General features: G+C 52.4%; 30 protein-coding genes, 1 pseudogene and 1 riboswitch. Of the genes and pseudogenes, 14 read left to right on the top strand and 17 right to left on the bottom strand.

Translation table 11 applies throughout. From position 1 onward, the window contains the following. Positions 1–61: 61 nt before the first annotated feature. On the bottom strand, positions 62–820 hold the full coding sequence (fabL, locus tag LOK74_RS01630; RefSeq protein WP_230044909.1) for an enoyl-[acyl-carrier-protein] reductase FabL: 759 nt from the start codon (positions 818–820) through the stop codon (positions 62–64). 217 nt (positions 821–1037) lie between these two features. Between fabL and LOK74_RS01625 the strand changes: the two genes are divergently transcribed. The 4 genes from LOK74_RS01625 to LOK74_RS01615 all read left to right on the top strand — a co-directional run bounded on the left by LOK74_RS01625 (position 1038) and on the right by LOK74_RS01615 (position 2419). Next, positions 1038–1259 (top strand): hypothetical protein, encoded by a 222-nt coding sequence (locus tag LOK74_RS01625; protein WP_230044908.1) that lies wholly within the window; start codon positions 1038–1040, stop codon positions 1257–1259. A gap of 247 nt (positions 1260–1506) precedes the next feature. Then, positions 1507–1641, top strand: a complete 135-nt coding sequence (locus LOK74_RS24015) for a hypothetical protein (RefSeq protein WP_255679487.1) — start codon at positions 1507–1509, stop codon at positions 1639–1641. Positions 1642–1923: 282 nt separating this feature from the next. Next, positions 1924–2076 (top strand): YrzI family small protein, encoded by a 153-nt coding sequence (locus LOK74_RS01620; protein ID WP_230044907.1) that lies wholly within the window; start codon positions 1924–1926, stop codon positions 2074–2076. A gap of 181 nt (positions 2077–2257) precedes the next feature. After that, positions 2258–2419 carry a YrzI family small protein gene (locus tag LOK74_RS01615; protein ID WP_230044906.1) on the top strand — a complete coding sequence of 54 codons (162 nt, stop codon included), beginning with the start codon at positions 2258–2260 and terminating at the stop codon, positions 2417–2419. 158 nt (positions 2420–2577) lie between these two features. On the opposite strand, the gene mutY is transcribed toward LOK74_RS01615, so the two are convergent. Continuing rightward, positions 2578–3699, bottom strand: a complete 1122-nt coding sequence (gene mutY, locus LOK74_RS01610) for an A/G-specific adenine glycosylase (protein WP_230044905.1) — start codon at positions 3697–3699, stop codon at positions 2578–2580. A 5-nt stretch (positions 3700–3704) separates the two neighbouring features. Next, positions 3705–4007, bottom strand: coding sequence for a hypothetical protein (locus LOK74_RS01605; RefSeq protein WP_230044904.1), 303 nt, complete (start codon positions 4005–4007; stop codon positions 3705–3707). 242 nt (positions 4008–4249) lie between these two features. On the opposite strand from LOK74_RS01605, the gene LOK74_RS01600 reads away from it, so the two are divergent. Then, a complete protein-coding gene (locus tag LOK74_RS01600; RefSeq protein WP_230044903.1) occupies positions 4250–5251 on the top strand; it encodes a metal-dependent hydrolase in 1002 nt (333 codons plus the stop codon). A gap of 440 nt (positions 5252–5691) precedes the next feature. Here the strand turns inward: LOK74_RS01600 and LOK74_RS01595 are convergent, their stop codons facing one another. Continuing rightward, entirely contained in the window at positions 5692–6591 is a 900-nt protein-coding gene (locus LOK74_RS01595) for a cation diffusion facilitator family transporter (protein WP_230044902.1), read from the bottom strand. 336 nt (positions 6592–6927) lie between these two features. Between LOK74_RS01595 and LOK74_RS01590 the strand changes: the two genes are divergently transcribed. From LOK74_RS01590 to LOK74_RS01580, 3 genes are all read left to right on the top strand, one after another. Further along, positions 6928–7551, top strand: coding sequence for a TetR/AcrR family transcriptional regulator (locus LOK74_RS01590; protein WP_230044901.1), 624 nt, complete (start codon positions 6928–6930; stop codon positions 7549–7551). Positions 7552–7586: 35 nt separating this feature from the next. Beyond that, entirely contained in the window at positions 7587–8246 is a 660-nt protein-coding gene (locus LOK74_RS01585; protein WP_230044900.1) for a DUF2306 domain-containing protein, read from the top strand. A gap of 73 nt (positions 8247–8319) precedes the next feature. Then, positions 8320–9114, top strand: a complete 795-nt coding sequence (locus LOK74_RS01580; protein ID WP_230044899.1) for a class I SAM-dependent methyltransferase — start codon at positions 8320–8322, stop codon at positions 9112–9114. A gap of 102 nt (positions 9115–9216) precedes the next feature. On the opposite strand, the gene LOK74_RS01575 is transcribed toward LOK74_RS01580, so the two are convergent. The 3 genes from LOK74_RS01575 to LOK74_RS01565 all read right to left on the bottom strand — a co-directional run bounded on the left by LOK74_RS01575 (position 9217) and on the right by LOK74_RS01565 (position 11956). Beyond that, positions 9217–9609: a RidA family protein gene (locus LOK74_RS01575; protein WP_230044898.1), complete on the bottom strand. Its 393-nt coding sequence runs from the start codon at positions 9607–9609 to the stop codon at positions 9217–9219. Positions 9610–9722: 113 nt separating this feature from the next. Then, complete coding sequence (locus LOK74_RS01570) at positions 9723–11099, bottom strand: PepSY-associated TM helix domain-containing protein (protein ID WP_230044897.1); 1377 nt, start codon at positions 11097–11099, stop codon at positions 9723–9725. 248 nt (positions 11100–11347) lie between these two features. Next, complete coding sequence (locus LOK74_RS01565; RefSeq protein ID WP_230044896.1) at positions 11348–11956, bottom strand: superoxide dismutase; 609 nt, start codon at positions 11954–11956, stop codon at positions 11348–11350. Between the two features lie 251 nt (positions 11957–12207). Here LOK74_RS01565 and LOK74_RS01560 point away from each other — a divergent pair, with 251 nt between their 5' ends. Further along, the gene (locus tag LOK74_RS01560; protein WP_230044895.1) at positions 12208–12975 is read left to right on the top strand and encodes a TSUP family transporter; all 768 of its coding nucleotides are present in this window, start codon (positions 12208–12210) and stop codon (positions 12973–12975) included. An 8-nt stretch (positions 12976–12983) separates the two neighbouring features. Here the strand turns inward: LOK74_RS01560 and LOK74_RS01555 are convergent, their stop codons facing one another. From LOK74_RS01555 to LOK74_RS01545, 3 genes are all read right to left on the bottom strand, one after another. Then, positions 12984–13601: a LysE family translocator gene (locus tag LOK74_RS01555; RefSeq protein WP_230044889.1), complete on the bottom strand. Its 618-nt coding sequence runs from the start codon at positions 13599–13601 to the stop codon at positions 12984–12986. Between the two features lie 255 nt (positions 13602–13856). After that, on the bottom strand, positions 13857–14036 hold the full coding sequence (locus tag LOK74_RS01550; protein ID WP_230044888.1) for a hypothetical protein: 180 nt from the start codon (positions 14034–14036) through the stop codon (positions 13857–13859). Between the two features lie 15 nt (positions 14037–14051). Next, the gene (locus LOK74_RS01545; RefSeq protein WP_230046882.1) at positions 14052–14273 is read right to left on the bottom strand and encodes a YneF family protein; all 222 of its coding nucleotides are present in this window, start codon (positions 14271–14273) and stop codon (positions 14052–14054) included. Positions 14274–14455: 182 nt separating this feature from the next. Here LOK74_RS01545 and LOK74_RS01540 point away from each other — a divergent pair, with 182 nt between their 5' ends. Both LOK74_RS01540 and LOK74_RS01535 read left to right on the top strand, forming a co-directional pair. Then, positions 14456–15229: an N-acetylmuramoyl-L-alanine amidase family protein gene (locus LOK74_RS01540; RefSeq protein WP_230044887.1), complete on the top strand. Its 774-nt coding sequence runs from the start codon at positions 14456–14458 to the stop codon at positions 15227–15229. A 20-nt stretch (positions 15230–15249) separates the two neighbouring features. Further along, positions 15250–15630 carry a hypothetical protein gene (locus LOK74_RS01535; protein WP_230044885.1) on the top strand — a complete coding sequence of 127 codons (381 nt, stop codon included), beginning with the start codon at positions 15250–15252 and terminating at the stop codon, positions 15628–15630. Here the strand turns inward: LOK74_RS01535 and prpE are convergent. The 7 genes from prpE to LOK74_RS01500 form a co-directional block, all read right to left on the bottom strand. After that, entirely contained in the window at positions 15621–16478 is an 858-nt protein-coding gene (prpE, locus tag LOK74_RS01530) for a bis(5'-nucleosyl)-tetraphosphatase PrpE (RefSeq protein ID WP_230044883.1), read from the bottom strand. The genes LOK74_RS01535 and prpE overlap by 10 nt on opposite strands. Before the next feature lie 73 nt (positions 16479–16551). Next, entirely contained in the window at positions 16552–17181 is a 630-nt protein-coding gene (locus LOK74_RS01525) for a response regulator (RefSeq protein WP_230046881.1), read from the bottom strand. Further along, positions 17156–18307, bottom strand: a complete 1152-nt coding sequence (locus LOK74_RS01520) for a sensor histidine kinase (protein ID WP_230044881.1) — start codon at positions 18305–18307, stop codon at positions 17156–17158. Before LOK74_RS01520 ends, LOK74_RS01525 begins: the two co-directional genes overlap by 26 nt. A 15-nt stretch (positions 18308–18322) precedes the next feature. Continuing rightward, complete coding sequence (gene liaF / locus LOK74_RS01515; protein WP_230044880.1) at positions 18323–19273, bottom strand: cell wall-active antibiotics response protein LiaF; 951 nt, start codon at positions 19271–19273, stop codon at positions 18323–18325. 35 nt (positions 19274–19308) lie between these two features. Continuing rightward, positions 19309–19863 carry a class I SAM-dependent methyltransferase gene (locus LOK74_RS01510; protein WP_230044877.1) on the bottom strand — a complete coding sequence of 185 codons (555 nt, stop codon included), beginning with the start codon at positions 19861–19863 and terminating at the stop codon, positions 19309–19311. Positions 19864–19957: 94 nt separating this feature from the next. Next, on the bottom strand, positions 19958–20647 hold the full coding sequence (locus LOK74_RS01505) for a PspA/IM30 family protein (RefSeq protein WP_230044876.1): 690 nt from the start codon (positions 20645–20647) through the stop codon (positions 19958–19960). A gap of 58 nt (positions 20648–20705) precedes the next feature. Continuing rightward, complete coding sequence (locus tag LOK74_RS01500) at positions 20706–21113, bottom strand: LiaF transmembrane domain-containing protein (RefSeq protein ID WP_230044875.1); 408 nt, start codon at positions 21111–21113, stop codon at positions 20706–20708. 289 nt (positions 21114–21402) lie between these two features. Continuing rightward, positions 21403–21541, top strand: a riboswitch (cyclic di-AMP (ydaO/yuaA leader). 3 nt (positions 21542–21544) lie between these two features. Here LOK74_RS01500 and LOK74_RS01495 point away from each other — a divergent pair. The 3 genes and pseudogenes from LOK74_RS01495 to LOK74_RS01485 all read left to right on the top strand — a co-directional run. After that, positions 21545–21970 (top strand): annotated as a pseudogene (locus tag LOK74_RS01495) (C40 family peptidase); the annotation flags it as partial. 411 nt (positions 21971–22381) lie between these two features. Beyond that, positions 22382–23101 (top strand): response regulator transcription factor, encoded by a 720-nt coding sequence (locus LOK74_RS01490; protein ID WP_230044873.1) that lies wholly within the window; start codon positions 22382–22384, stop codon positions 23099–23101. Then, positions 23102–24442, top strand: a complete 1341-nt coding sequence (locus LOK74_RS01485) for a sensor histidine kinase (RefSeq protein WP_230044871.1) — start codon at positions 23102–23104, stop codon at positions 24440–24442. The last annotated feature ends 164 nt before the right edge of the window (positions 24443–24606 follow it).

Below are 24606 nucleotides of genomic sequence, written 5' to 3'. Positions count from 1 at the left end.
TCTTTATTTATTTTACACTACTGACCAGCGTTTGTCTTGGCGATGCAGTCCAATCAGTATGCTACCCCAACAGGGAGAGTCCGCCGTCTACGATCAGGGTTTGGCCCCGAATCATCGACGCTTGCTCAGAGAGAAGAAACATCACAGCATGGCTCAAATCTTGGGGGTGGACAATCCGACCTGCCGGCGTGCGTCCCGCTGCGTCTGCCAGCAATTCCTCGCGGTTGGGAAAATGTTTCAGCGCATCGGTATCAACCGCACCACCCGAGACCGCATTTACAACAATATTGTACGGTGCCAACTCCACTGCCAGGTACCTGGTCAAAGCCTCGAGAGCAGCTTTTGATACCCCGACAGCCGTGTAGTTGTCCAGCACACGAATAGAGCCAAGACTGGAGATGCTGACGATCTTTCCGCCTTCTCCATGCTTTTTCATCAGCTTGGCCGCTTCTTGGGCACAGAAGAGCAGTGCTTTGCTGTTGATATCCATCGTCCAGTCCCAGTGACTTTCTTCCAATTCCATTAATGGCCTCAGCACACCTGATGCAGCGTTATTAACAAGTATGTCCAGCCTGCCAAAAGTATTGTCGATCTCCTCGAACATCTCTTTGATTTTTGTTACGTCGCCCACATTCGCTTTCACCAGATGCACTCGAGCACCTTTAGCCTCCAACTCAGCAGCTGCTGCTCTGGCTGCCGTCCGGTTCCGCAGATAATTGATGACCAGATCATAACCCTGTTCAGCCAAGGCGTCGGCAATCGCTCTGCCAATTCCACGGGACCCCCCAGTGATCAGCGCTACTTTTCCTCCTCCACTCATATCCTTACCTCCCTCTGTATTCTGCTCTTAGAAACTCATGCCAAGACAAATCCTGTTACATTATACCGCTCTTTTTTTGTGCTCGCCAGAAATCTCTCGGTGTTCAGCAGAAATTGGCACACCCGGGATTAGCTGCATGAATCGCACAGGCTTGCTCATACTATCGGGGAATGCTGATTTTCTCGTCGGAGCATATCATCTGAAAGGGGGAGCACGAATGTACGTCGGGCGTGAGTTTTCCGAGCTGACGATGACACCTGTCGAACACTGGGAGCTAAACGAACTCCTCTACTTTCATCACGCTATGTCAGAATTGGCCGCTTACCTCAATGCAGAAGGTGTCTCTATCCACAGCAAGATCATCCATGAATTGGAATCCCGAGGTCCCATCGGTGATCGGGGTGGATGGGATCACGCCTCGGTTCCAGTATTCGACTAGCCCCTGTCGCTCATGGTCGATACTCGCCCCGGCAGCCAATGCGGCATTCCGCGTTCGGATACCGGGGTCCCCTCCGGATCAAAACGCATCAAACGTTAACCGCAACGCTTTTCCATTGTCAGAATAAACATTTTATTATAAGGTAGGAAAAAATCTCTTTACAATCGGAAGAAAATGCCATACTCTATGGATACAGCAAAAACAGTCTGCAGAATCGCAGAACACCCAATGAAAGGAGGAGCGCAAAATGAATACCAAAACACATTCCGTACTCGTCCATCTAGCGGGATTTCCCATTTCACACGATTTCCAATACAACTTTATACGACAGCGCGCCCTCCGAGAGTTTCGGGTTGGTTCTGCTTCGCTTATATTGATCTGAACCAGAGTGGAACAAGCCGTAGGTCGCTGCGTTGTCAGCTTCATACGGTTTTTCTTTTCTCGCCATCACATGACAGCCTGAGAGATGAAGGCTTGGTGACAGGTCAGTTGTCGCCACCGCAGCCGCTGCAGGGTACTGGCCTCCGTAATCAAGTATTTGATCTGCTGCTGATTCGTCTTCGCCTAGTCGTAGTCAAGACCGTAGGAATGCTACCTGTTCCCACGGTCTTTTTCTGTCTGCAAAACGATAATCGACCACTACCTTGAAAGGAGGTGAAGCAGGATGGTTTTTCACTTTTTGTTCTTTACCGTAAGGATTGAGCGCAGAGTCAAAACGTTTGAAGAGCGTTACGCCCACTACCGACGGGATCAGCAGTTGCGAGAATGGGAAGAGGCTCATCGGATGGAGGCTGCCCGATTGCCGCGCATGTTTTAATCGGCAGTTTTGTCGCCCCGCTTGCTTGGCTTGATCCTGTACATGGGATTGATCTTATACCAAAGAGGAGGAATGTGGGTATGAAAAACAAAGAACGCCGCCAATGGATGAAGTTTGTAGGAATGAAGGCGCTAGACGGTACTTGACTGATTGGTTTTGAAACGATTGGAGGGAGATTGTGATGCAGATCCCTATGATCTTCTTTACGATTACGATTCAACGCAGAATACGAACGCCACAGGAGCTTGAGCAGCGCTATCTGCAGGATAAGTTGATTGCTGAGCTCGAGGAAAAGCGTTTATGGGATACCCTGCCCTATCCGGAATCCTGTAAGCGTCTGTAGGATAAGAGCTAGATAGATGCAGGCGACAAGACAATATGATCTGTCATAGCAAGGCAAGCGACCGCCCACCCGGAGAGGGGAGGCGGTCGCTTGCTGTTTGGGTATGGGGTGACGTGCCCCTCAGCTCGTCATTGGTGGGTTGCCACCCGCGCTCTTGCTCATTCCTTTGCTGAGCAATGACCGGCGTCGACCAAATGCTCGATGATCTTGTTATGAGCCACGGGGAAGGCATACGTTTCCCACTCATCCTGGCTGACCAATCGGACAGAATCAGATGGCGGCTCTCCTTCCAGCCACTCACATAGAAATACGTGCAGGTTCCATTGCAGGTGAGAAAACGTATGCTGAACCGACGGCAGTTCATGACAAACGGCGATGGAGATACCAAATCGGCGTTCCGTTTGCTCTTCCAGCCATTCTTCGTCAGTGTATCGCCGGTCCGGTTCAAACATGGGGAACTCCCACAGACCAGCCAACAATCCCTGCTCTGGCCGCTTGTTGATCAGCCATCGGTCTCCTCGGCGGATCACCGCCACCAACAGATCGACCGGACGCGGCGGCTTCGCTTTGCCTTTTACCGGCAGCTGCTCCTGTACCCCTTCCCTGCGCGCCAGACAATAGTCGAATACCGGACAGGTGAGACAATGAGGCGAGCGCGGCTGACAGACCATGGCGCCCAACTCCATCAGTGCCTGGTTGAAATCTCCTGCCCGTTCTGCCGGGATCGTCTGTCGGACAAGCTGTTCAAATTTTTTGCGGACAGCGGGCTTGGCGATGTCGTCCTCCATCAGCAGCAGCCGGGCAAACACGCGCATCACGTTGCCGTCGACAGCTGGTTCCGGCTTGTCATACGCAATGCTTAAGATTGCGCCGGCCGTATACGGGCCGATTCCTTTCAAGCGGGCGATTTCTTCCCGTGTATCGGGAAGCTGGCCCCCATAAGATGCTTTTACTTCCCGGGCCGCTGCCTGCAGGTTGCGGGCGCGGGAGTAGTAGCCGAGTCCTTCCCACGCTTTTAGCACCTCATCTTCCGGAGCGTCGGCCAGCGCTTCTACCGTCGGAAACTTGGCCATGAAGTTCTCGTAGTACGGCTTCACCGTCTCTACCCGCGTCTGCTGCAGCATGATCTCCGAGACCCAGATCCGGTATGGATCTCGGTTGACCCGCCAGGGCAGATCCCGCTTCTGCTGGTCATACCAAGCCAGCAGATCCCGGTGGAAGCCAAACACTTCAAACTCGTCAGGCAACTTGTAGGAAAGGGTCTGTTCCTTCTTGCTCATCTGCCTCAGGACCTCCTGTCGCCTATGGAAACCGGCTGAAATGCCCAGACATGTATTTTCTCCAATCCCCCTGCAAGATAGGGGGCAAACCGCTCATCTGTTGTTCGCCAATCTTTGATGGACTGATATGTCGCTTCATCGTCCACTTCAAAACTTTCCACAAACAGGCATGGCTGATCCAAGCCTTCGTAAAAACGGTAGCTGCGACCGCCTCTCTCCTTTACCTCGTTTGGCATCCGGGCCATCTCCTGCAGATACGGCTTTCGCTGCTCTGCGTTAACTTTATACTCGATAAACACCATTAGCATGGCTTTCCCCCTCCCCTAGCACGTACTCTACCATCTTACCCAAAGCTGGCTGGTGGGGACAAGACGGGAGAGAAAGCCGGCTTAGGACTTCCTCGTTACTTTTTTTTTCGATCGGTAGGAAATCGCGGGCAGAAAACGATATAATAAACATTGTAGTGTTCATTTCTACTGGGATCACATCTACTTATTGCTGATGTATCAGGCAGACAGAGGCTGCCACGAGAGAAAGGGGAGAGTGCATCATGGATACTGCCACACATTTTGCCATGGGATTCGGATTGGCTGGCCTGGCGCATCTCGATCCGGTCGTAGCAGGTTCACCCGGATTGGCGGAAGCTGTGATGCTAGGGACAGTAATCGGTTCACAGGCGCCCGATCTTGACGGCTTCACCCGGTTTCGCGGAAGTGCTTCCTACATTCGCAATCACCGCGGGCTATCCCATTCGATCCCGGCTCTATTCATCTGGACGCTGCTTATATTTCTGTTCATCCAAACGATCAGTCCGCAGCAGCATTGGCTGCACCTGCTCGGCTGGACCTTCCTGGCCGTCTTCCTGCATATATTTGTCGATCTGTTTAATTCGTACGGCACACAGGGCCTTTCCCCTTTCAGCAAAAAGTGGATTGCCTTGAACCTGATTTTTATTTTTGATCCCCTGATTTTCGGTCTGCATCTGATCGGATTTATGCTGTGGATGGCCGGAGCCAACCCCGGACAACTCTTTTTAACGATCTATCTATTGATTGTGGGCTACTACTATTGGCGTTACAAAGCACACCGGCGGGCCACACAGCTGGTCCGCAGCACGATTGGGATCACGGGAGAATATACGATCCTGCCCACCTTTTTCTGGAACCAGTGGACGTTTATCATCAAAAGCGACACCCACTGGCATGTGGGGGAAGTGAACAGCGGGGAAGTGGTCGTGCTCGACACATTTGTGCGGAAGGCGGAGAGCGACTTGATCGCCCAGGCCAAAAAAGATCACAAGGTGCAAGCGTTTCTCTCTTTCACCAGCTATGCCCATGTGGAAGTACGCGAGCATCATTTTGGGTACGAAGTGAGATGGTTTGACCTGCGTTACCGTTCGCGCAATGATGAAAAGAATCACTACATGCTTGTGGCAGTCGTCTATCTCGACAAGGAGTACCAGAAGCGCGATTCGTTTGTCGGCTGGATCCACCGCGGCGAAGAACAGTTGGCCAAAAAGCTGAATCCGGACAAAGAAATGCAGATGAACTAAATGAATGATGATAAAAAAAACCGTCGGGGAAAAGTTAAGTCACCCTGACGGTCTTTTGCTTTGGACGAGCATAGTGGGGGGCGCAAAGAGAAAAACAGGTTCGCTCGGCTCGTGCCAGTGCCTGCGGGGAAGCCGGGATGACCGTCTCCGCTCCAACAAATCGGTAGGCCAAAAGCCCTCAAGGGGCGAGTGTATTTCAGGGGAGCAGTTGGCCGCCAAGCGTGTACCGCTTTGTTTCCGCTCCGACTCTGTGGGCACTGACAAGGCTTTCGCTCACCTGTTTTTCTCTTTTCGCCTCGTAACTTTTGCTCTATACAAGTACGCTCGAAATCTTGTCATCTATCCATACAATCCCTAATAACAGGCAGATTGTTCTTCATGCTTTGGTTGACAGCATTCCTATACCAATATTTTTGCACAGAATATGCATCATGCGTGCATTATGATTGTCTCCATAACGCCGGCTCTACGTGTACGTAGACCCGTTGGATGTTTTGGTATCCGAGCAGCTTCTGTTCCACCTGCTCGGTTAGGGAATGGCTTTCCACCACATTTAGGTGGTGATCGACGCCGATCGTGACGTCTACGTGTACCGCACTGCCGTGGTAGCGGGCACGCAGGTCGACGATTTCGCGCACGCCCTCCACTTGTTCGATCCGTTCCGCGATTTCATCCAGCTTCTCTTCTTTAAATCCATCCATCAGCGAGTGAACGGCTTCAGCCCCCACCTGCCAGGCTGTCTTGAGAATCACCCCGCTGACGATCAGCGCGACAATCGGGTCCAGCAAGCTCGCCCCCCACTGAGCCGCAGCAATGCCAACTGCGGCCCCGGCACTGACCAGCGCGTCGGAACGGTTGTCATAAGCCGCTGCCAGAACAGCCAGGTTATTGGTCCTCTCCGCTATGGAGCGATTGATCCGGTAGACCCCGTACATGACCAAAGCACTCGCCCCTGCTACGTAAATCGCCAGTGGGTCCGGCTTTTCCATCGGTTGGTCAGACAAAAGCAGTTGGAACGTTCCCTGCAAGAGGTCAACTCCCACAAACGCCATCAGTAGGGCGGCAATCAAGGCTGCCGCCGTCTCGGCCCGGAAGTGTCCATAGCGATGATCGTCGTCTGCCGGCTTCCCAGCAACGTACAGCCCGATCAGAATTGCCAGTGAGGCAAGGACATCGGAAGCACTGTTCCAGCCGTCCGCGACCAACGCACGGGAAGCGGTGTACCATCCAAATCCGAGCTTGGCGCATGCCAACAGCCCGTATACAACGATACTGATCCAGACTCCTCGCTTCCCTTGTTTTAACCGATCTTCAACGAACTGACGACCTTCCATCCGCATCCCTGCCTCCTGGCCTGCCCACGCTTCTCGCTGGCCGAACTGCAAAACTCTTTTCTCTATTATCGTAAAAAGCAAACACCGTGTTAGTCCAGAGAAACGTTTTTGTAACGGGTCAGGATTGGAGGGACGGGGAAAGAATGTTGGAGGGGGTCAAAGCTGCTCGTTCGTTTCGTCCCATGTGCCCCCTCGGATGGGCAACAGCGATCAGGTGAACTTCATATTTCCACCGTTGACATTGTTCGTAGACAGCGGTATGGTAAGAGAAGTGATTAACATCGTTCACTTATTATACATCGTTCATTTTGTGAACGACGTTTTAAGGAAGGAGCACTTCATATGGGCAGCGCAGACAGGCGCCAACGGGAGATTGAGGAGATCAAGAAGAAAATCATTGATGCAGCGACCGAATTGTTTATCCATGAAGGCTATGCTCACGTCTCGATCCGAAAAATCGCGCAGAAGATCGAATACTCGCCTACGACCATTTACAACTATTTTCGCGACAAGGAAGAGATCTTACACCACCTGTTAAAGCAGGGATACGCCCTCTTTTATCAGTACCTAGACACTGCGGTTCAAGAGGAGGCAGACACAGGCAGCGATAGCGTGCATCAACTGCGTTCTGCTTTGCGAGCCTATACGCGCTTCGGACTGGAGCATGCCGATTACTACAAACTAATCTTCATTGAGGACCTTGAGCGGAGACAGCCCTTCGAAGATTGCGAGACCGACCGGCACAGGGGGTTTGCCCTCTTGGCCAGGCTGGTAGAGCAGGCGATAGCGGAAAAAGGATCAGGCCATATCGACCTGCAACAAACCAGCCAACTGTTATGGGCTGCCGTGCACGGAATCACCTCCCTGTTGGTCACATTTGATGATTTCCCTTGGGTAGATGACCGCGAAGAGTTGATCGAATCCCTGATTGAAACGCAAATACGGGGGCTGTTCGCGTCTGTGTAGCGTCGATACGATATGGAGGAAGCGGAGGGAATCAGATGAAGACGGTGGGCAAGCGTTACACTGCAGCGTTTTGGATAGTAGCCTGTTTCTCCTTCCTGGTCGGCTTGTATTCGATCATGGTTTATACCTTTGCGAGTGAACCGGCACCCATGATCGCAACAAAACTGTCGCTGGGGGAAGTACTCGACCAAACGTGGTATCTCTTCTTGTACATTCATGTCTTTTGTTCCTCGCTCGCCATTATGACAGGTCCCTTCCAGTTCATCGGCGGGTTGCGCAAACGATTTCCCGGTTTGCACCGTCGTTTGGGGATGCTGTATATGCTCTGCATCGGGGGAGGTGGCTTGTCCGGTCTTTACCTTGCCTTCTTCGCCACTGGCGGTTGGTTTGCAGGTATGGGCTTCGCAGCCTTGTCCCTGCTCTGGATGTGGACAGCTTGGCGAGGGCTTCAGCACATACGCGCTGCTAACGTCCAGGAACACAGGAAGTGGATGATTCGCAATTTTGCCCTTACCTGCGCCGCCATCACATTGCGCATCTATTTGCCGCTGTCCATCGTCACATTTGGTTTGGCGCCATATGAGACCTACTACACTTGGATTTCCTGGCTGTGCTGGCTGCCCAACCTGTTTGTTGCCGAATGGTACATCCGCAGGAAGTTCTCTATATATAGAAAATACCTATCACAACAATAATATTTATAGATTAGACTTATAACCTCTTCGTTGCTTACAATGAAATCAGACCAAATGATGGAGGCGAGCGAAGATGGCGCAGTATTCAACCAATCGGTGGAACGCAGAACTGTACGATACCAAGATGGGATTTGTCTCAGAGTTGGGGAAAGGAGTGCTCGACTTTCTCGCTGTCCAAGCCGGTGAATCCGTACTTGATCTAGGATGCGGTACAGGCGACTTGACGGCAGCGATTGCTGATGCAGGCGCTCTCCCTGTGGGGATCGACCTTTCTGACGAGATGATCCGGCAGGCACGTGACAAATATCCATCACTCTGCTTTGCTGTGGCAAATGCAGAAACCTACCGGACAGAGCAGAGCTTCGATGCCGTCTTTTCCAATGCCGCTCTGCACTGGATGAAGCGACCGGCCGACGTCATCGATAGCATCTGGCTCGCCCTGCGGCCTGGTGGGCGCTTCGTGGCGGAATTTGGCGGAAAGGGAAATGTACAAACGATTGTTGCTGGTATTACGGAGGTACTTGCCGATTACGGTATAGATGCCTGGCAACGTCATCCATGGTACTTTCCCAGTATTGCCGAATACAGTACACTGCTGGAACAAAGGGGATTTACGGTTGCTTATGCCTGCCTGTTTGAGAGGCCAACACCGCTTGGAACAGAATCGGACGCGATTGCTGACTGGCTCGACTCTTTTGCCGACCCGTTTTTTTATGATTTTTCTGCCAAGGAAAAAGCAGCAGCCTACCGCAAGATCGCGGATAAGCTGCGGCCAAAGCTCTATATGGAGAGAAACTGGGTGGGTGACTACAGACGCTTGCGCGTGGTAGCCTATAAAGAACGAGATAATGGACAAAGCAGAAACTAAGTCACCATAAATGTGATTGGATCTCAGCACGGAAGCGGAGCCCATCTACCTTGACGCCTTTGTCAAGCAATCGCTTGACAAAGGCGTTTTTCGTTCACTCACTCATTCACTGCTCACAATCGCTTCTGCCTCCATCTCGACGAGAAGTCTGGGATCTATCAGCGCTTTCACCTCAACCATTGTGGCTACCGGTTTAATCTCTTTGAAAAACTCTCCGTGTGCCCGCCCAATCTCTTCCCATCTGGCGATATCTGTGACAAACATTCTCGTCCGAACCACATCGGCCAAAGAACCGCCAAGCTTCTGCAAAGCTTCTTCTATTGTTTTGATAATCTGTTTGGTCTGTTCATAGGCATCACCGACGCCAACCACCTCACCATCTCTCATCGCCGTCGTACCAGCCACCTCGATCCGATTGCCGACACGAATCGCTCTACAGTACCCGACGACCGGCTCCCATGGAGAACCGCTACTTACACTCACTCTCTCGTTCACGTCCCATCCCTCTCCCTCGTGTACAATCATACACTGCTCCGTTGACCCCTGCTTTTTTTGGCGATGATGACTGCGGCAAGCAGGAAGTCAGATCAGTCTGGACCGAATCATCTTTAACCAACCCATTGCTTGATCTTAGGGAACTTGCTGATTACATAATAGTCTAAAAGAAGCGCGACTACAATCGAGATGCCTGCGAGCGGCAATACGATCCCTAGCAATAAGATGATCACACAAACCCATCTGGCCACCCGATAGTCCCTTGGCACGGTTGGTGCCCCCAGTTTTCCAGATGGGCGCCGCTTCCACCACATGATCATACCACTGATGACGACTGCGACCAGTCCTATACAAGTAAGCAATCCAATCAATTGATTCCAGAAGCCAAAATAGTGTCCTTCGTGCAAAGCGATCCCAATCGCAATCGCCTTCGCCATGATGCCGTAATCAACGAAGCGCAAATCGGACAACACACTGCCGCTATACTGATCAATGTGCAGTGTCGCCTCATCTTCCGGTCTATCCGATGATACGGATACGGTGTAGACCCCGTGTTCCCCCTCCGGGTAGGTAATGGTGTAACCCGGATGCACGCCTCTCTCCTCCGCAATGCGGATCACATCCTCCAGCGGCAGCGTTTCGTTCGCGACTGTGGATACAGGTACCGGAAGCTGCTCCGCCGCCCACGGCACCTCCGCTATTTCTTTGGCCGGTATGACCGATTCCGGCTTAGGGCCCCAGGCCGTAGCGAAGGGCGGATAGCCGGTATTGGTCGCCGTGGCCAGTTGATTGATTTTTTCTCCCAGCACCCCTGACCAGGGCAGACCTGTCAAAATCAATAAGGCAACAAATGCGGACAGCCAGAACGCCGTCACAGCATGCAGGTCACGCCATAACGTTCGTCCTCCCTTGTTAAGTCGCGGAAGGATCGTCCCCAACAGCGCTTTTTGATCACGTGGCCACCAGAGATAGATCCCGGTGACAAGCAGGATCATCGCCCAGCAGGCCGCTAATTCCACCATCCGATCACCCACAGTGCCGATCATCAACTCTCCGTGCAGTCGTTCTATCTCTCCCATCAGTCGATCTGCATCGGCTAACTGCCCCACAATCTGGCCATCATACGGATTGACGAAAACAGTGAGCGAATCTGTTCCATCCTGAAGTCCCACCTCGGATGTGCGACCAGCTGCGAAACCGGGCTTGTAGCTGGCTATCTCAGCACCGGGATAAGCCTCGCGGACGGCAGCTATTTGTTGGGAGGGCGTCAATTGCTGCTGACCGTCCTGAACGTAGTATAAATCTTGATACATCCAGTCTTCGATCTGCGGCTTAAACAGGTAAATCGCTCCCGTCACGGCCAGCATAATAATGAACGGAGCAAAAATAATGCCAGCGTAGAAATGCCAGCGCCAGACGGCTGTATACAACCACCTTTGATCCCCTTGATCTCTCTTTTTCTCCTCATCGCGTACTGTAGATGCGAACATGAGTCGTCTCCCTCCCATGATTGCGTAGACACGCATCGTTCCTGCTAGGGAGTATAAGCGGGCGGGGAAGAAATGTCATGACTCAAGCGAGCCATTTATTTTTGTCGATCTGATGAACGGTTTGCCATTCCCTACGCCAATCCTTAGTGGGCAGGGCCCATAGCTCGACTGGCGACGAGAACGACATGAGAAAAGCACCGCAGCAGGATTTGCATACGGTGCTTTACATCACTCTTTACCTTGTCATGTTAGCGAGCAGCTTCGAAGCGCTTGCTCACTTCGTCCCAGTTGACGACATTCCAGAAAGCGCCGATGTAGTCAGGACGCTTGTTTTGATACTTCAGGTAGTAAGCGTGCTCCCATACGTCCAGTCCGAGAATCGGCGTCTTGCCTTCCATCAGCGGGCTGTCTTGGTTTGGCGTAGAGGTAACGGCCAGTTTGCCATTGTCAACAACCAACCAGGCCCAGCCGGAGCCGAAACGAGTGGTAGCCGCTTTGGCGAACTCGGCTTTGAAGTTGTCGAAGCTGCCGAACGCGGCATTGATCGCGTCAGCCAGTGCGCCGCTCGGAGCACCCCCACCATTTGGACTGAGGATTTCCCAGAACAAGGTGTGGTTAGCGTGTCCGCCACCGTTGTTGCGAACGGCAGTGCGGATCGATTCCGGAACGGCATCCAGGTTGCCGATCAGATCTTCGATTGATTTGGACTGCAGGTCAGCCTGACCTTCCAATGCAGCGTTCAGATTGTTTACGTATGTGGCGTGGTGGCGATCGTGGTGGATCTCCATCGTTTGTGCATCGATATGCGGTTCCAGTGCGTCAAAAGCATAGGGCAGTGGTGGCAGTTGATGAGCCATCTCAATTCCTCCTTATGTACTATGGTATTTCGTTTCCAATACATATTATAAACCAATCTACGAACTAACACAACAAATCTGTTGTTAAAGTATTGAAAAGAAAAAGTTTACCGCGTGTCTTCACCACAGCATTTGCCCAACGAGTAGTTTTGCCGAACAATGTGGATCCTATACCCCTGCAATTGTAACCCATCGTGCTAGACTTATGGAATATCAATCATCTAATCATACAGAAATCAGGTGACCCAACGTTGGAACTAGAACTCTCCACTATTATCTTGCTTGCTTTTTGGGGCTTCATCGCCGCATTCATCGACAGTTGCGTCGGGGGTGGCGGTCTGATCTCCCTGCCCGCACTGCTCGGCCTTGGCATCCCTCCCTATCTTGCACTTGGCACCAATAAGCTAGCTGGTACGATCTCCTCGGCGACAAGTTCTGCTACTTTTATCGCTCAGGGCAAGTTTGACCGGAAGCTGATGCTGCTGCTTTTCCCGGTGTCGTTTGTCGGTTCCATACTTGGAGCAAAGACAGTCCTGTTCATCCCGCAAGCGGTATTGTCCGTGCTGGTCGTCGTCATGATGGCTGCGATCTTTGTCTACACCTTGGTCAACAAACGATTCGGAACAGAGTCGCGATTTACAGGATTGACACGCCTGTCGCTCGGCTGGGGCATTCCGCTCACTTTTGTGATCGGATTTTATGACGGATTTTTTGGACCGGGTACGGGATCCTTTTTTATCTTTATGATGGTGCTTTTGTTCGGCTATGATTTCGTCACCGCAGCGGGCAACGGTCGGATCTTGAATCTCGCCAGCAACATCGGAGCTCTCTTGCTGTTCCTCTGGGAAGGTCAGGTGATGCTGCTGATCGGGATGGTGATGGGGGCAGCCATGTTGGCAGGAGCAGCATTAGGAGCCCGGATGGCGATCAAGACGGGGGTTCGCTATGTCCGGCCGCTGTTTCTACTTGTATCGCTTTCGCTGATGGGCAAAATCGTGTATGAACTGGTATTCTTATGAACAGGTCATCAATGAGGAATATTTGCAAACGAGAGAGATATGCCTAGTCCTACCAAAACGGTACCAATCAGTTTGTCTACAATGTGCTGATATTGAATCATCTTGACACGAAACCGCTCCTGAGAAAAAAAGACGGCAACTGTCCCGAACCATACCAGATGCACAAGCGAGATAAACAGCCCGTAAGCAAACTGGGTCGATAACGGCGTATCAGGACCAACCACCTGAGTATAGGTACTCACTACAAACAAGGTTGTTTTGGGGTTTAACGCATTTGTCAAAAAGCCTGTTCTAAACGAGGAAAAAGCTGAGGCTGTCGAGCTACCCTGCAGATCGATCGTCAGCTTCGATCTGTTGAAAAACGTTTTCCATCCCATATAGATAAGGTAGATCGCCCCTACCACCTTGATCAGAGTAAACAGGGCAACAGATTGTGAGATGATCACCCCTACTCCCAATACCGTATAAAAAACATGCAGCTGCACTCCAAGTGCTATGCCTAGTGCGGCAAGCAAACCGGGCTTTCTGCCATATAGATAGCTATTCCGTGTAACCATTGCAAAGTCCGGGCCGGGGCTGATAGTTGCCAGAACAGTGATTAAGGCGACAGCGATCAGTTCTGTCATGTTATTTGTCTCCTCATTCTCTACAGAGGCAGCCATACCCTGCAGTTCAATGCAAGAGCTGGCTGCCTTGTGCTCAACTTGTGCTCAAAGTGATACGTTTTTTTCATCCTTGCTCCGCTATTTTACTCATACCAAAAACGAAAAGCACCCGCTCCTATGGTGGCAGTGACCATCCATAACAGACGGTCGTTTTGCCCCTGTCCACTATAGGAAGTGCACTTCCCATCCTCTGAAAGTGCGGGATGCTTTTTCTACCTATTCGTCTTTCCCTCGCTTCTGCTTTATCCGTACAATCATGTTGTCGATTAACAGACCGAGGCCTGCCCCGTAAAAAGGGGCGGCAAAGCGCACGCCAGTCGGCAGAGCTTCCAGGTACACAATGACAACACCAACGATAAAACCAATCATCGTATAACGCAAACGGGTAGGGCCCATCGCACTCCCTCCCGGCTATTTTGGAAATTTGTTTGGCATCTTCATATTCTTCATGTTGCGCTGCATTTGCTTCAACTGTTTCTGATTCAGGTTCATCCCCATCGAACGGGCCATTGCCTGCAGCTGTTTCTCATCCATCTGCATGTTGCTCAACTGTTTGCGCAGATAATACGTACCCCCGAAAAAACCGCCAATCAGTCCGACGATCAGGGTCAGAACCGGTATGATCCAATCCATCATGCTTGTATACCACCCTTTTTGATAAAACGCGCTTACGTTTTCCAAAACGCAGCCGCTTTCTTTTTCACGTCCATTGTACCATAATCACTGCTGCCGTCCATGTCGGTTTTTCCTGATGGGGGCAACAGTTGGGACACACTGATCACTAAAAACATATAACTATTGATGAGGTGATCGATATGGCTCCTTTGTTGATCATTGATCCCGGTCACGGAGGAATTGACCCTGGTGGTGGAAGCAACCAGCTGTTTACGGAAAAGAAGATGGTGCTGGATATCTCGCTTTACCAGTACCGACGGTTTCAAGAGTTAGGCATCGAGGTAGCGATAACCCGCACAGAAGATATTACGTTGGACAGTGAGACGCGCGCTGAGATTGTGCGGAGCAGCGACGCTGACTACTGCATCTCCAACCATATCAATACCGGCGGCGGACGTGGGGCAGAGGCGATTTACTCCATCTACGCCACAGCGGCCCTGCCCAGCACGTTATTAGATCAACTGGAAGCTGTCGGGATGCCGAGACGCCGCGTCTTCACCCGCGCCTATCCCGGTAATCCCCGCCTTGACTACTACTACATGCACCGTGAAACCGGAAAAGTGGAGACGGTGATCCTCGAATACGGATTTGCCGACAACCCACTTGACGCCCAAAAGATCGATACCGATTGGGAGGCTCTGTCAGAGGCAGTCGTACGCGGCTTCTGTGAGCATACCGGAAAGACGTATCGCCCACCGAGCGGATCGGATACGCCAGCCCCCAACCCGCCAAACGGTACTCCTGTCAATTGGGATTCGCTCCCTGATTGGAAAAGAGAGGGAGTCGATTGGCTGTATGAACAGGGGCTTCTGACTAGCGCCGATTGGCGCAGCCAGATCGATCAGCCGTTGCCTCTGTGGGCAGAAGCAGTCGTACTGCGCCGCTTCTATGAAAAACTGCGAGGCAACTCGTAAACGATGGAGGCAATGCGAACATGCAGATGACCCTTGATCTAGCGGCGATCGTGGCGATTGCGCTGTCTGGTACGGCTACTCTGTCTAGGTGGCTCGGTATTCCCAGAAAACTGCGCGGGTGGATTGCTCTCCTGCTGATCGTGGGGCTGCACATCACCACCGAGTGGGGGCTGCAGCCTGACTTGTTCAACTGGCGAACTGCTCTATCAGAGGGTCTGGCTGCCGGCCTTGCCGCTATCGGGATCTATTCCACCAATAAAAACACACGGGAACAGTGGCAGCTCTACCGGGAGAAGATAAAAAATGCTGTCGGCCAAAAACGATCCACGGACCCGGAGACGGAGGACGAATCGCTCCTCTCCCCAAATCGCAATTCAGATAATATCAATCCCTATGTATGATCGGGAGCTGATGAGGCTCTCTTCTTTTTTGCGTAACGAGTCAGCGGAGTCTCTATCTCTCCAGAGTAATTTTCTTTGGCCGGTACGCTGACCAGCTCGTCCTCCGGGAATCGGTAGGCTGTCAGCATACCGCCAAAGACACATCCCTGGTCGATGTTGATCGCTCCTCGCTTACGCTCCGGCTCCGGACGCGGATCATGTCCCCAGACGATGGTGAGCGGACTCTGCTTCGCTTCGGTCCAATCCCTGCGGATCGGGCGGCCGTCTGCCGCCATCCCGGCTACGTCACCGTACCGGCAGAAGTTCTGTACGGCAGGTGAGGATTGGCCGATGTACTCATCGCGAATCCCGGCGTGAACAGCGACCGCCCGTACCTCGCCATCAACCGTCAGCAGGATGTGAGAAGGAGCTGTGATCAACAGCCAGCGACTCTGTTCTTGAAGCTGCCGGAGCGCCTCCGCCCCGAATTGGCGCTCAAAGTCCGCAAACTCAGCAGACACTTTTTCGTCGCCGTGCTTCAGGCTTACTTGCCGTCCGTCCAGCCAGCGGGCGATTTTCCATCCGTGGTTGCTGTCGGTCATCTCGGCCAACCCTGCTTTCACGTGTTTGATGAAAAACTTCAGCATGGGAATCGACTTGGGTCCGCGGCTGGTAATATCGCCAATCGACAGCAGCTTGCGTCCGGCTGGGTGGCGATATAATCCGTCGGTCTGATCCTGCTGATAGCCCAGTTGGCCAATCAACTGGATAAACTCGTCCCAGCAGGCATGGACGTCTCCGATGATATCAATCCCCAGATCGGCTGCGAGCTGATTAGCCCTCAGGTCGTCCCTGCCCCTCCTTTTCATTGTGCTCCCCCTTTTCTCGATGTATGGTTACTAGCCTTTCCACTATGCAAAAAAACCAATCAAACGGTTCAGGTCAGATGAGGTTGTGCTTGTGAACGTAGATGGCAGCCTGCGTACGATCCTCCACACCCAACTTGGATAAAATATTGCTGACATGGGTTTTGACCGTCTTGATCCCGATGATCAGTTCATCGGCGATCTCCTGATTGGATTTGCCCTGCCCGATCAGACGGAGCACTTCCAATTCGCGTGGTGTGAGCTGTTCATGGAGAGCAGGAGCCTGTCCATGCCGAAAGCGAGCCATGATCTTGCTGGCGACGCGCGATTCCAGCACCGGTTCTCCATTGTAGGCGGCGCGGATTGCTCGGGCAATCTCCGATGCGCGGGACGTTTTCAGCAAGTAGCTGAACGCTCCTGCTTCGATGACCGGATACACTTTTTCATCGTCGATAAAACTGGTGAGTACGATCACCTTGCAGGAAGGACATACCTCCCGCACTCTGCGTGTCGCCTCCACACCACCGATGCCGTCCATCACCAGATCCATCAAGATGACATCCGGCTTCAGTTCTTGAGCCAGTTTCACACCTTCCTCACCGCTTGACGCCTCCGCAACCAGCTCAATATCCTCTTCGGTGGATAGATAAGCAGCCAACCCCATTCGCACCATCTCATGGTCATCTACCAACATAACCCGGATCATCATCACCCGACTCCTCTCCTTCACCATCAGCTTCCGTCATCAAGGGAACAATCACTTCGATTTGCGTTCCTTTGCCGACTGCGGTATATACATCCAGCGTGCCTCCTACTTCCGCAACCCGCTCACGCATGGAGATCAGCCCATAGGAGGTCATTTTTTCCCCGTCAGGATTGAAGCCTGCTCCATCATCGGCGATTCTCAGACGCACCTGGTTATTCAAGACAAACAGTTTTACTTCGATTTTCTTCGCACCCGCATGGCGCAGACTGTTGGAGAGTGCTTCCTGCAATATGCGGAACAGATGATCTTCGATTCCGCTGGGGAGGCCGTCCACCTCTTCGATCTCCCAATGGATCTCCAGCGGATGCTTTTGGCACAGTTCTTCCAGCAACTCCACGATCGCATCACGAAGTGTCTTATCCTGCAGAGTGGCTGGACGGAGGTGAAGCAGCAGGGCACGCATCTCCGCCTGCGCAGCCGCTGCCATCTCCTCGACCAGTTCAATCTGCTGACCTGCCCGCAGCGGGTTGCTGTCGATCAGCCGTTTAATCGCAGCCGTCGACATCGCGATGGCGAACAACTGCTGGCTCACAGCATCGTGCAGCTCGCGAGCCAGCCGCTGCCGCTCTTCGAGGACGGCTGCTTGCCGTACTTGTTCGCCCAGTAACGCTTTTTGATTGGACAAGCGCTGCAATGAAGCCACTTGTTCTTCCCACTTGGCGGCAAGCCGGTTAAACTGCCAAGCGATCTCCCCCAGCTCATCATCGCCCAGTTCCGGCACCCGGTAGGAGAGCTGCCCGCGCTCCAGATTCATCGCCGCCTGCGCCAGTGTGTTCATCCGTTTTTTGAGCAGGTTGCCGATCACATAGCCGCTGATCACTCCGATCACGGAAGCCAGTAGCAAGGAAAATACAAAGAGCACAATGTACGTGGTCCAGTCGATCGCGGCTGGAAAGGTGATCCCGAGATAGGTAAGCAGCCAAACACGCAGCGAAGGTTCATTCTGCAAAAAGTTAACGATGAAAAGAAAAGCAGCAAAGAGGACGACGACGATCACACCCGCCAGCGCCCAGCCCTGCCTCACGTACTGCCATTGAATGCTGCTAAGTTTCGTCTGACGATTCACGTGAGCCACACCTCCTTAGATGTACCTCACATCGATATCGCCGACGATAAGCGAAACGATGATTTTTACCTTGCGGGACGTGTCATCGTAGTCTTGCGATTTCATCACAACCTGTCGATTGATGCCGCCTTGGCGATGTCCAAATACGTCGATATCGCCGATCGTGACCTCTGCGGCGACGGAGACGGCCAAGTCAACCGGCACGTAGATCGTGACATCGCCGACCCAACCGTTGACCAGCAGAAACGTCTCTTCCTCCAGAATCAAAGCCCGTGACAAATCGATTTTCACATCACCCACGCCGTGCCAGATGTGTAGATCCCGCAATTCGAAGCGTCCAGACGTGAGATGAAAATCACCGATCAGCGAACTGCGCGACTCATGGGGAGAAAAGACATGGCCTGGTTCAAAAGGCGATTCAAACCGCATCCGATGGCGATTGGCCGTCTGGTCGCTATCGTGCCGCTTCCCTGTTTGCCAGTAAGCTTTGCCCTTCTCCCGATAACTCTTCCACACTCGTTCTGCTTCCTGGAACGTGCGATGCTCTCCTTTCCACCAGGTGCCACGCTGTTTCTGGTACGCCCTGCCTCGGGGCGTTTCCGCCTCGTTTACGGCAGCCGCCGCCTCCGGTTCCTGCTCGCAATATTCCGATTCTGCATCGCGACGGGAGCGGATGAGACGAAAGCCAAGATAAACCAGCCCCACCGCGACCAGCAGACCGATCGCATCATCTACGCTGATATAGAACCATTCTTCCAGTGCAAGCAGGCCGCCCCATCCCAACAAAATGCCGCCTAGAATCCGGCGCTGTCTCAACCAGAACCGCCAGCCAAAATAGATGATCAACAACGGCCATAGGTCCCATACGCTAAAGGGGATTAGACCAATACTGCCCAAAAGCAATTTGACCCCGATAAAGATCACAACGATTCCTACGATCATTTTTTGCAGTCGAGTACTTTTCACAGGAGTCTCCTCCTTAGAGGTGCCACATCAGAATGCTACTTTCCCTTAAAGCAGGTATAGACAAAGGCAGGAGGCACATTTAGCGGCGTAAAGCTGATGTCCACCTGATCAAAACGCTGCTGCAGCTCCGCTTTCATCTGCAGCGAGTACTGAAAGGTGACAAACATCCCGCCGGGTACGAGCGACTCCGTCACATTTTCCAATATGCTGTTCCGCAGTGTTGGCGGGAAAACGGCAAATGGCAGACCGGAGATAATCACGTCGGCTTTGGGCAGATTCATCTGGGTCAGATAGCTGGTTAGCTGCGTCGCTTCGTCGCAGATGATCAGTCCGGGAAAGCGTTCGCGGAGAATCTCCCGAAACTCCGGATCACGCTCTACGACAAAAAACTGTGTATCCTCTCGCTTTCGCGTAAGGATGGCTTGCGTGAATACCCCCGTTCCCGGCCCCAACTCAATCATCACGTTGGCCTTTGACCAGGGAATCTGTCTGGTCATCTGTCGACACAAAAAACGGGAACTGGGGATCACGCTGCCCACCCGTCCTGGATGGGAGACGAAGCGTTTCAAAAACACCATAAAATCTGACACGAATGATACCTCCTAGGGGGAAAGGCAGTCCGGTGGTCGGACTGCCTGGCTGCTTGCGAGATGGATCCATTTTACCGTATATGGATGTCTATCCTTATGCTTGCTGTTCGCTTTCTGCTGCTTTTCCGTTTAGCTTTTCCTTGCGTTCTTTTAGTTCAGCTTCGATCTCATCATCGATCAGCGGCTCAAACGCCCGATCGAGACCATACGAGGTTTTCAAGCGCTCTCCGCTCATCTCCGCCTCCGCTTCCATACGAAGCACTTTTTCTTCCATGCGGGAGAATCCACGGCTGGCCGATTCATTGCCCAGGCCGGTGATCACTTGATTGAGCTGCTTCTGTGTACGAGCTACCTGAGCACGTGAGGTGAGTTCGTACTTTTTGGCGCGCATTTTGTAAAACTCGTCCTTTAATTCGGCTAGCTTCTCCCGCATCTGTTGCGCTGCGGTGCTAGCCGTCTCGTACAGCTTCTGGTACTCATCAGCACGGGCGCTGTACTGTTTTTTCTCCAGCAGTGCGCGACGAGCCAGGTCGTCTTCCCCTTCGCTAATCGCGAGGGTTGCCTGACGATCCCGTTTTTCGGCCATAGCCAGGGCTTCCTTATATTGCTGGCGGAACTTCTTCTCAACCGCTACCTGACGGGCAACGGCCACTTCTACCCGGCCAATCTCCGCTTCCATGTCACGCATGTACTGATTGAGCATGGTCACCGGATCTTCCATCGAATCGATTACGTCATTTACCGATGCCACCGTTACGTCACGCAGTCGTTTAAAGATACCCATTGTGATATTCCTCCTCATTTTATCATTGTTGGATGTGAAGTGAAAAATGTTTCTTGTCCTACAACTTCCGCTCTCTCTCCCGCTCCCAGCGATCCAGCGCGTCTTCCTTCAGTATCGACTTTGCCCACTGTCGTTCGGCAAAACCGGGCATCTCGCTGTCTGATGTCGAACGGCGTCGCAGCAGGCGAAGGCCAAAGTAGATGATCGCTACCGCTACCAGACTGCTGAATAACAACTCCAGTTTTCCGATCAGCATCAGTAAGCCGAACAGGAAGACAAAGATGCCCCAGAACCGATTGCCTGAATGCGCAGAGATCACTCGCTTCGCGCCGTAGACCATGATCGCGGCCGGGATCAAAATTCCTAAGATGTCGCCTATGTCGATCCCGATCAGATCCAGGAGAAGGAGCGCCCCGACAATGAGCAGAACCAGTCCGAGCAGGATCTTCCCTGACCGCTCACCCATCTGGCATCCCTCCATTTGCTTGTGTGATGTGGTGTTGTGGTTACAGCTTTATTGTAGACAATGGCAATGCTTCGCCATAACGGGCGGCCGAATGGTTTTCTTCTCCGTCTGGGGACGGATTCGCTGTCGTTCCAAGACCGGAGCGGGATGCGTCAACCAGAACACGACGTACATACCCCCGCGACGTTTCAGAAAATCCGAACAAAAATTGTGACATTTTTGTGAACGTGATTGGTGCAAACAGGAAAATTGCGATCATGCGCGAATTCTCTACAACTAGCATGATAAATAGCAAAAAAAGCCGAATCCCGTCATCGGGACCGGGGGAACCATTTGTTTGGGGTGAATGGCTGTTCGACACGACTAGCCTAGGGAAGCCTTTCTACCGAACCCTGCAGCTAACCTCGGAGGCTCACGAAAGGAGCAGCCTAGTGCGCACGTTTGTTTGTTCACTCGTCCTTGCAGGCATCCTCGCTCTCGGTTGTTCCGTATCGGCGGCAGAGGACCCGCTCATGACGACCATCAACAAGTTGTATGGTGTCCCGTACAAGACAGCAGGAAGCACGACTAACGGCTTTGACTGCTCCGGTTTTACCAGCTTCGTCTTCAATGCACTGGGTGCGGAGATTCCACGCACGTCGGCCTCCCAGTACTTGGTGGGACAAGCAGTGGCCAAACAAGATCTGCAGCCTGGAGACCTGGTGTTTTTTAACACCAACGGTCGCGGTGTGTCACATGTGGGGATCTACATCGGCAACAACACCTTTGCCCACTCCGCGTCCGGTCAAGGCGTAGTGAAGACCAGCCTCAGCGACCCCTATTATTGGGCCAGTCGCTACGTAGGGGCGAAGCGCATCCCGATTCCCGCTGTAGAAGCGGCCAAGCAAGCGGCAGCAGCAGAAGCGCAAAAAGAAGCGGAAGAGACCGCAAAGCAAGAGGCTTTGGCTCAGGCACAGCAGGATGCAGCAGAGCAAGGAAAGCAGCCGGATGCCGCTCAACAGACAACAGAGGCAGAAGCAGCCGCTCTCGAAAAGCAACCCGAGCAAGCGGCAGCACAATCGTAATCGTAAGGGATCGTCATGTTTAAGACATCCCGCAATAGGAATGACTACGAGAAGCCGAGGCAGTAGCCTCAGGCTTTTTTTGGTTCTGATTAGGACCTGATCTCAAGAGGAAGTACCAAACACTCCTCCTACTTCCACAACCTGAGAAGCTATTTTCATGGTAAGATGGGAACGAGAGAGAATCCTATTTGGGAGGGAATACCGTTGAAGGAGCGCGTGCTTGTCGTCGATGACAATCAGGAGATTATCGATCTCTTGCAAGATATACTGGAAAGCGAAGGATTCCAGATTTCTTCCGCGGAGAGCGGTACCCAGGCCCTTGCCCTCCTGCGTGAGGGGCTCCAACCGGACCTCATCCTGCTCGACATCATGATGCCCAACATGAGCGGTTATGAATTGTGCGCTCAGATTCGCCGCGAGTGGGAGATGCCGATCCTCTTTCTCAGCGCAAAAGGAAAAGCGGTGGACAAAGTGGTCGGTCTGGAGATCGGAGCGGATGACTACATCACTAAACCGTTTGACGCTGAGGAACTGCTCGCCCGCATCCGCGCCCACCTGCGCCGGTACGAGCGCCTGCGCCACAACTCGCAGGCAGCCGATAAGGAGCAGGAGGGGACCAGCGCCATCACGGTGCAAAAGTTCAAGGGGCTGGAGATTCATAAAGAGACATATACGGTCTATGTTGACGGCGAAAAAGTAGAGCTGTCGACAAAAGAATTCCAGCTGCTCACCTTCCTCGCCGAACATCCCGGTATCGTCTTCACCCGCGAACAGATCTACGATCGAGTCTGGGGATATGGATACGGTTCGCTCAACACCGTGACGGTCCACATCAAGAATCTGCGTGAAAAGCTGGAGAAAAACCATACGTTTATCAAGACGCAGTGGGGAACCGGTTACGTCTTTATCGGAGAGAAAGTATAGATGCAAATCGGAAAGAAACTTGTGCTCTCCTTTCTTGCGGTGATCATTATCCATCTGATCGCCTACCAGCTTGTCTTTAAGAATATCATCGTCGAGCAGATCAAAAACGATCGACACGAGGAATTCTTGCAAGAGCGGGAGGCGGCGAAACTGGTACGCATCGGTCAATTGATGCGATCCAGTTCGTTTAAAGATCCGACTGAGGCTCGCTTGCTAAGCGAACGCCTGCCGGAAGACCTGATGTACAAAGTAACCGTACAGGATGGAAATGGGCAGATCATCTACTCCAAAGAGTCCCGCGCCTACAACCTGCAAAAATCGGAGAAACAAGTGGTGGCGGAATACCATTTTCAGCATGAGCCCCCTCGGATGGGAGGAACCGTCGTTCAATTTTTTACCAATGAAACCGACATCCTGGCCAGCAAAGGGGTATCGATGATCATCCTCTACATTTACGGCAGTATCTTTTTGATCGGCCTCGTACTGGTTATTTTCCTGGTCCGCTGGATCCTGCAGCCGATCAACGAACTGTCTGCCGTGATTCAGCAGATCAGAGACGGAAAACGAAACATCACGTTTTCCTATCAGGCCAATGATGAATTCGGACAGCTCTTCCGCTATTTTTCCGACATGGTAGAACAGCTTCGCATCTCGGAAGAACGACAGCATGAATTGATCTCCGCGATCGCTCACGATTTCCGCACGCCGCTGACGACGATCAGGGGGTACGCCTCCTATCTCAGCCTGGGCCGCTTCACCGATCTGGAGCGAATCCAGAAGCAGACAGGCAAAATCGAGCAGAAGGCGATCGATCTGGAGCGGCTGCTGGACGAGCTGCAGGAATTCAGCAAAGTAAGCGACCACGTACCGCTGGTGATCAGCAGGATTCACATCCGCTCGTTTATCAGCAGTATTGTTGAAGAATATACAGAAAGGACCAAAGAAGCAGGCCTCTCCCTCACTACCCGGTTGCGGGTATCACAAGAGCTGCACATCGAGGCAGACGAAACCAAACTGCGACGGGTATTGGCCAACCTGTTGGACAACGCGATCTACTACAACAAGCCGGACGGATCTATTCTGCTAACTGTTGACCAGCGAGAGCATCACGTGTTGTTTTCCGTGATTGACAAAGGGGAAGGGATTGCAGAAGAAGATCTGCCGAAAGTATTCACCAAGTTTTACCGAGCCGACAAGTCGCGAAACCGCAACAACGGCGGTACGGGCTTAGGCCTTTCCATCTGCCAGCGGATTGTGGAGAGTCATGGCGGCGAGATTAATGTGATTAGCCATCTCGGCGAAGGCAGCTGCTTCTGGTTCACCATTCCTTATCATCAATAGAGAAACAAAGTTTACACAGTTTTATCACCACTTCACCATTTTTTTATAAACATTTGGTATCGTTGGTACCAACAAGCTGTTTTTACATTCCCGATTGGGCATCGCTGCTACTCTCCCGCAAATGGGACAGGCAGGGTGCCTTTTTTTCTGTAGCCGTTCAATAA

This window comes from Brevibacillus humidisoli (assembly GCF_020923435.1).
Taxonomy (GTDB): domain Bacteria; phylum Bacillota; class Bacilli; order Brevibacillales; family Brevibacillaceae; genus Brevibacillus_E; species Brevibacillus_E humidisoli.
The sequence above is the reverse complement of the archived record's forward strand: the minus strand, read 5'-3'. Positions and strand labels throughout refer to the sequence as shown.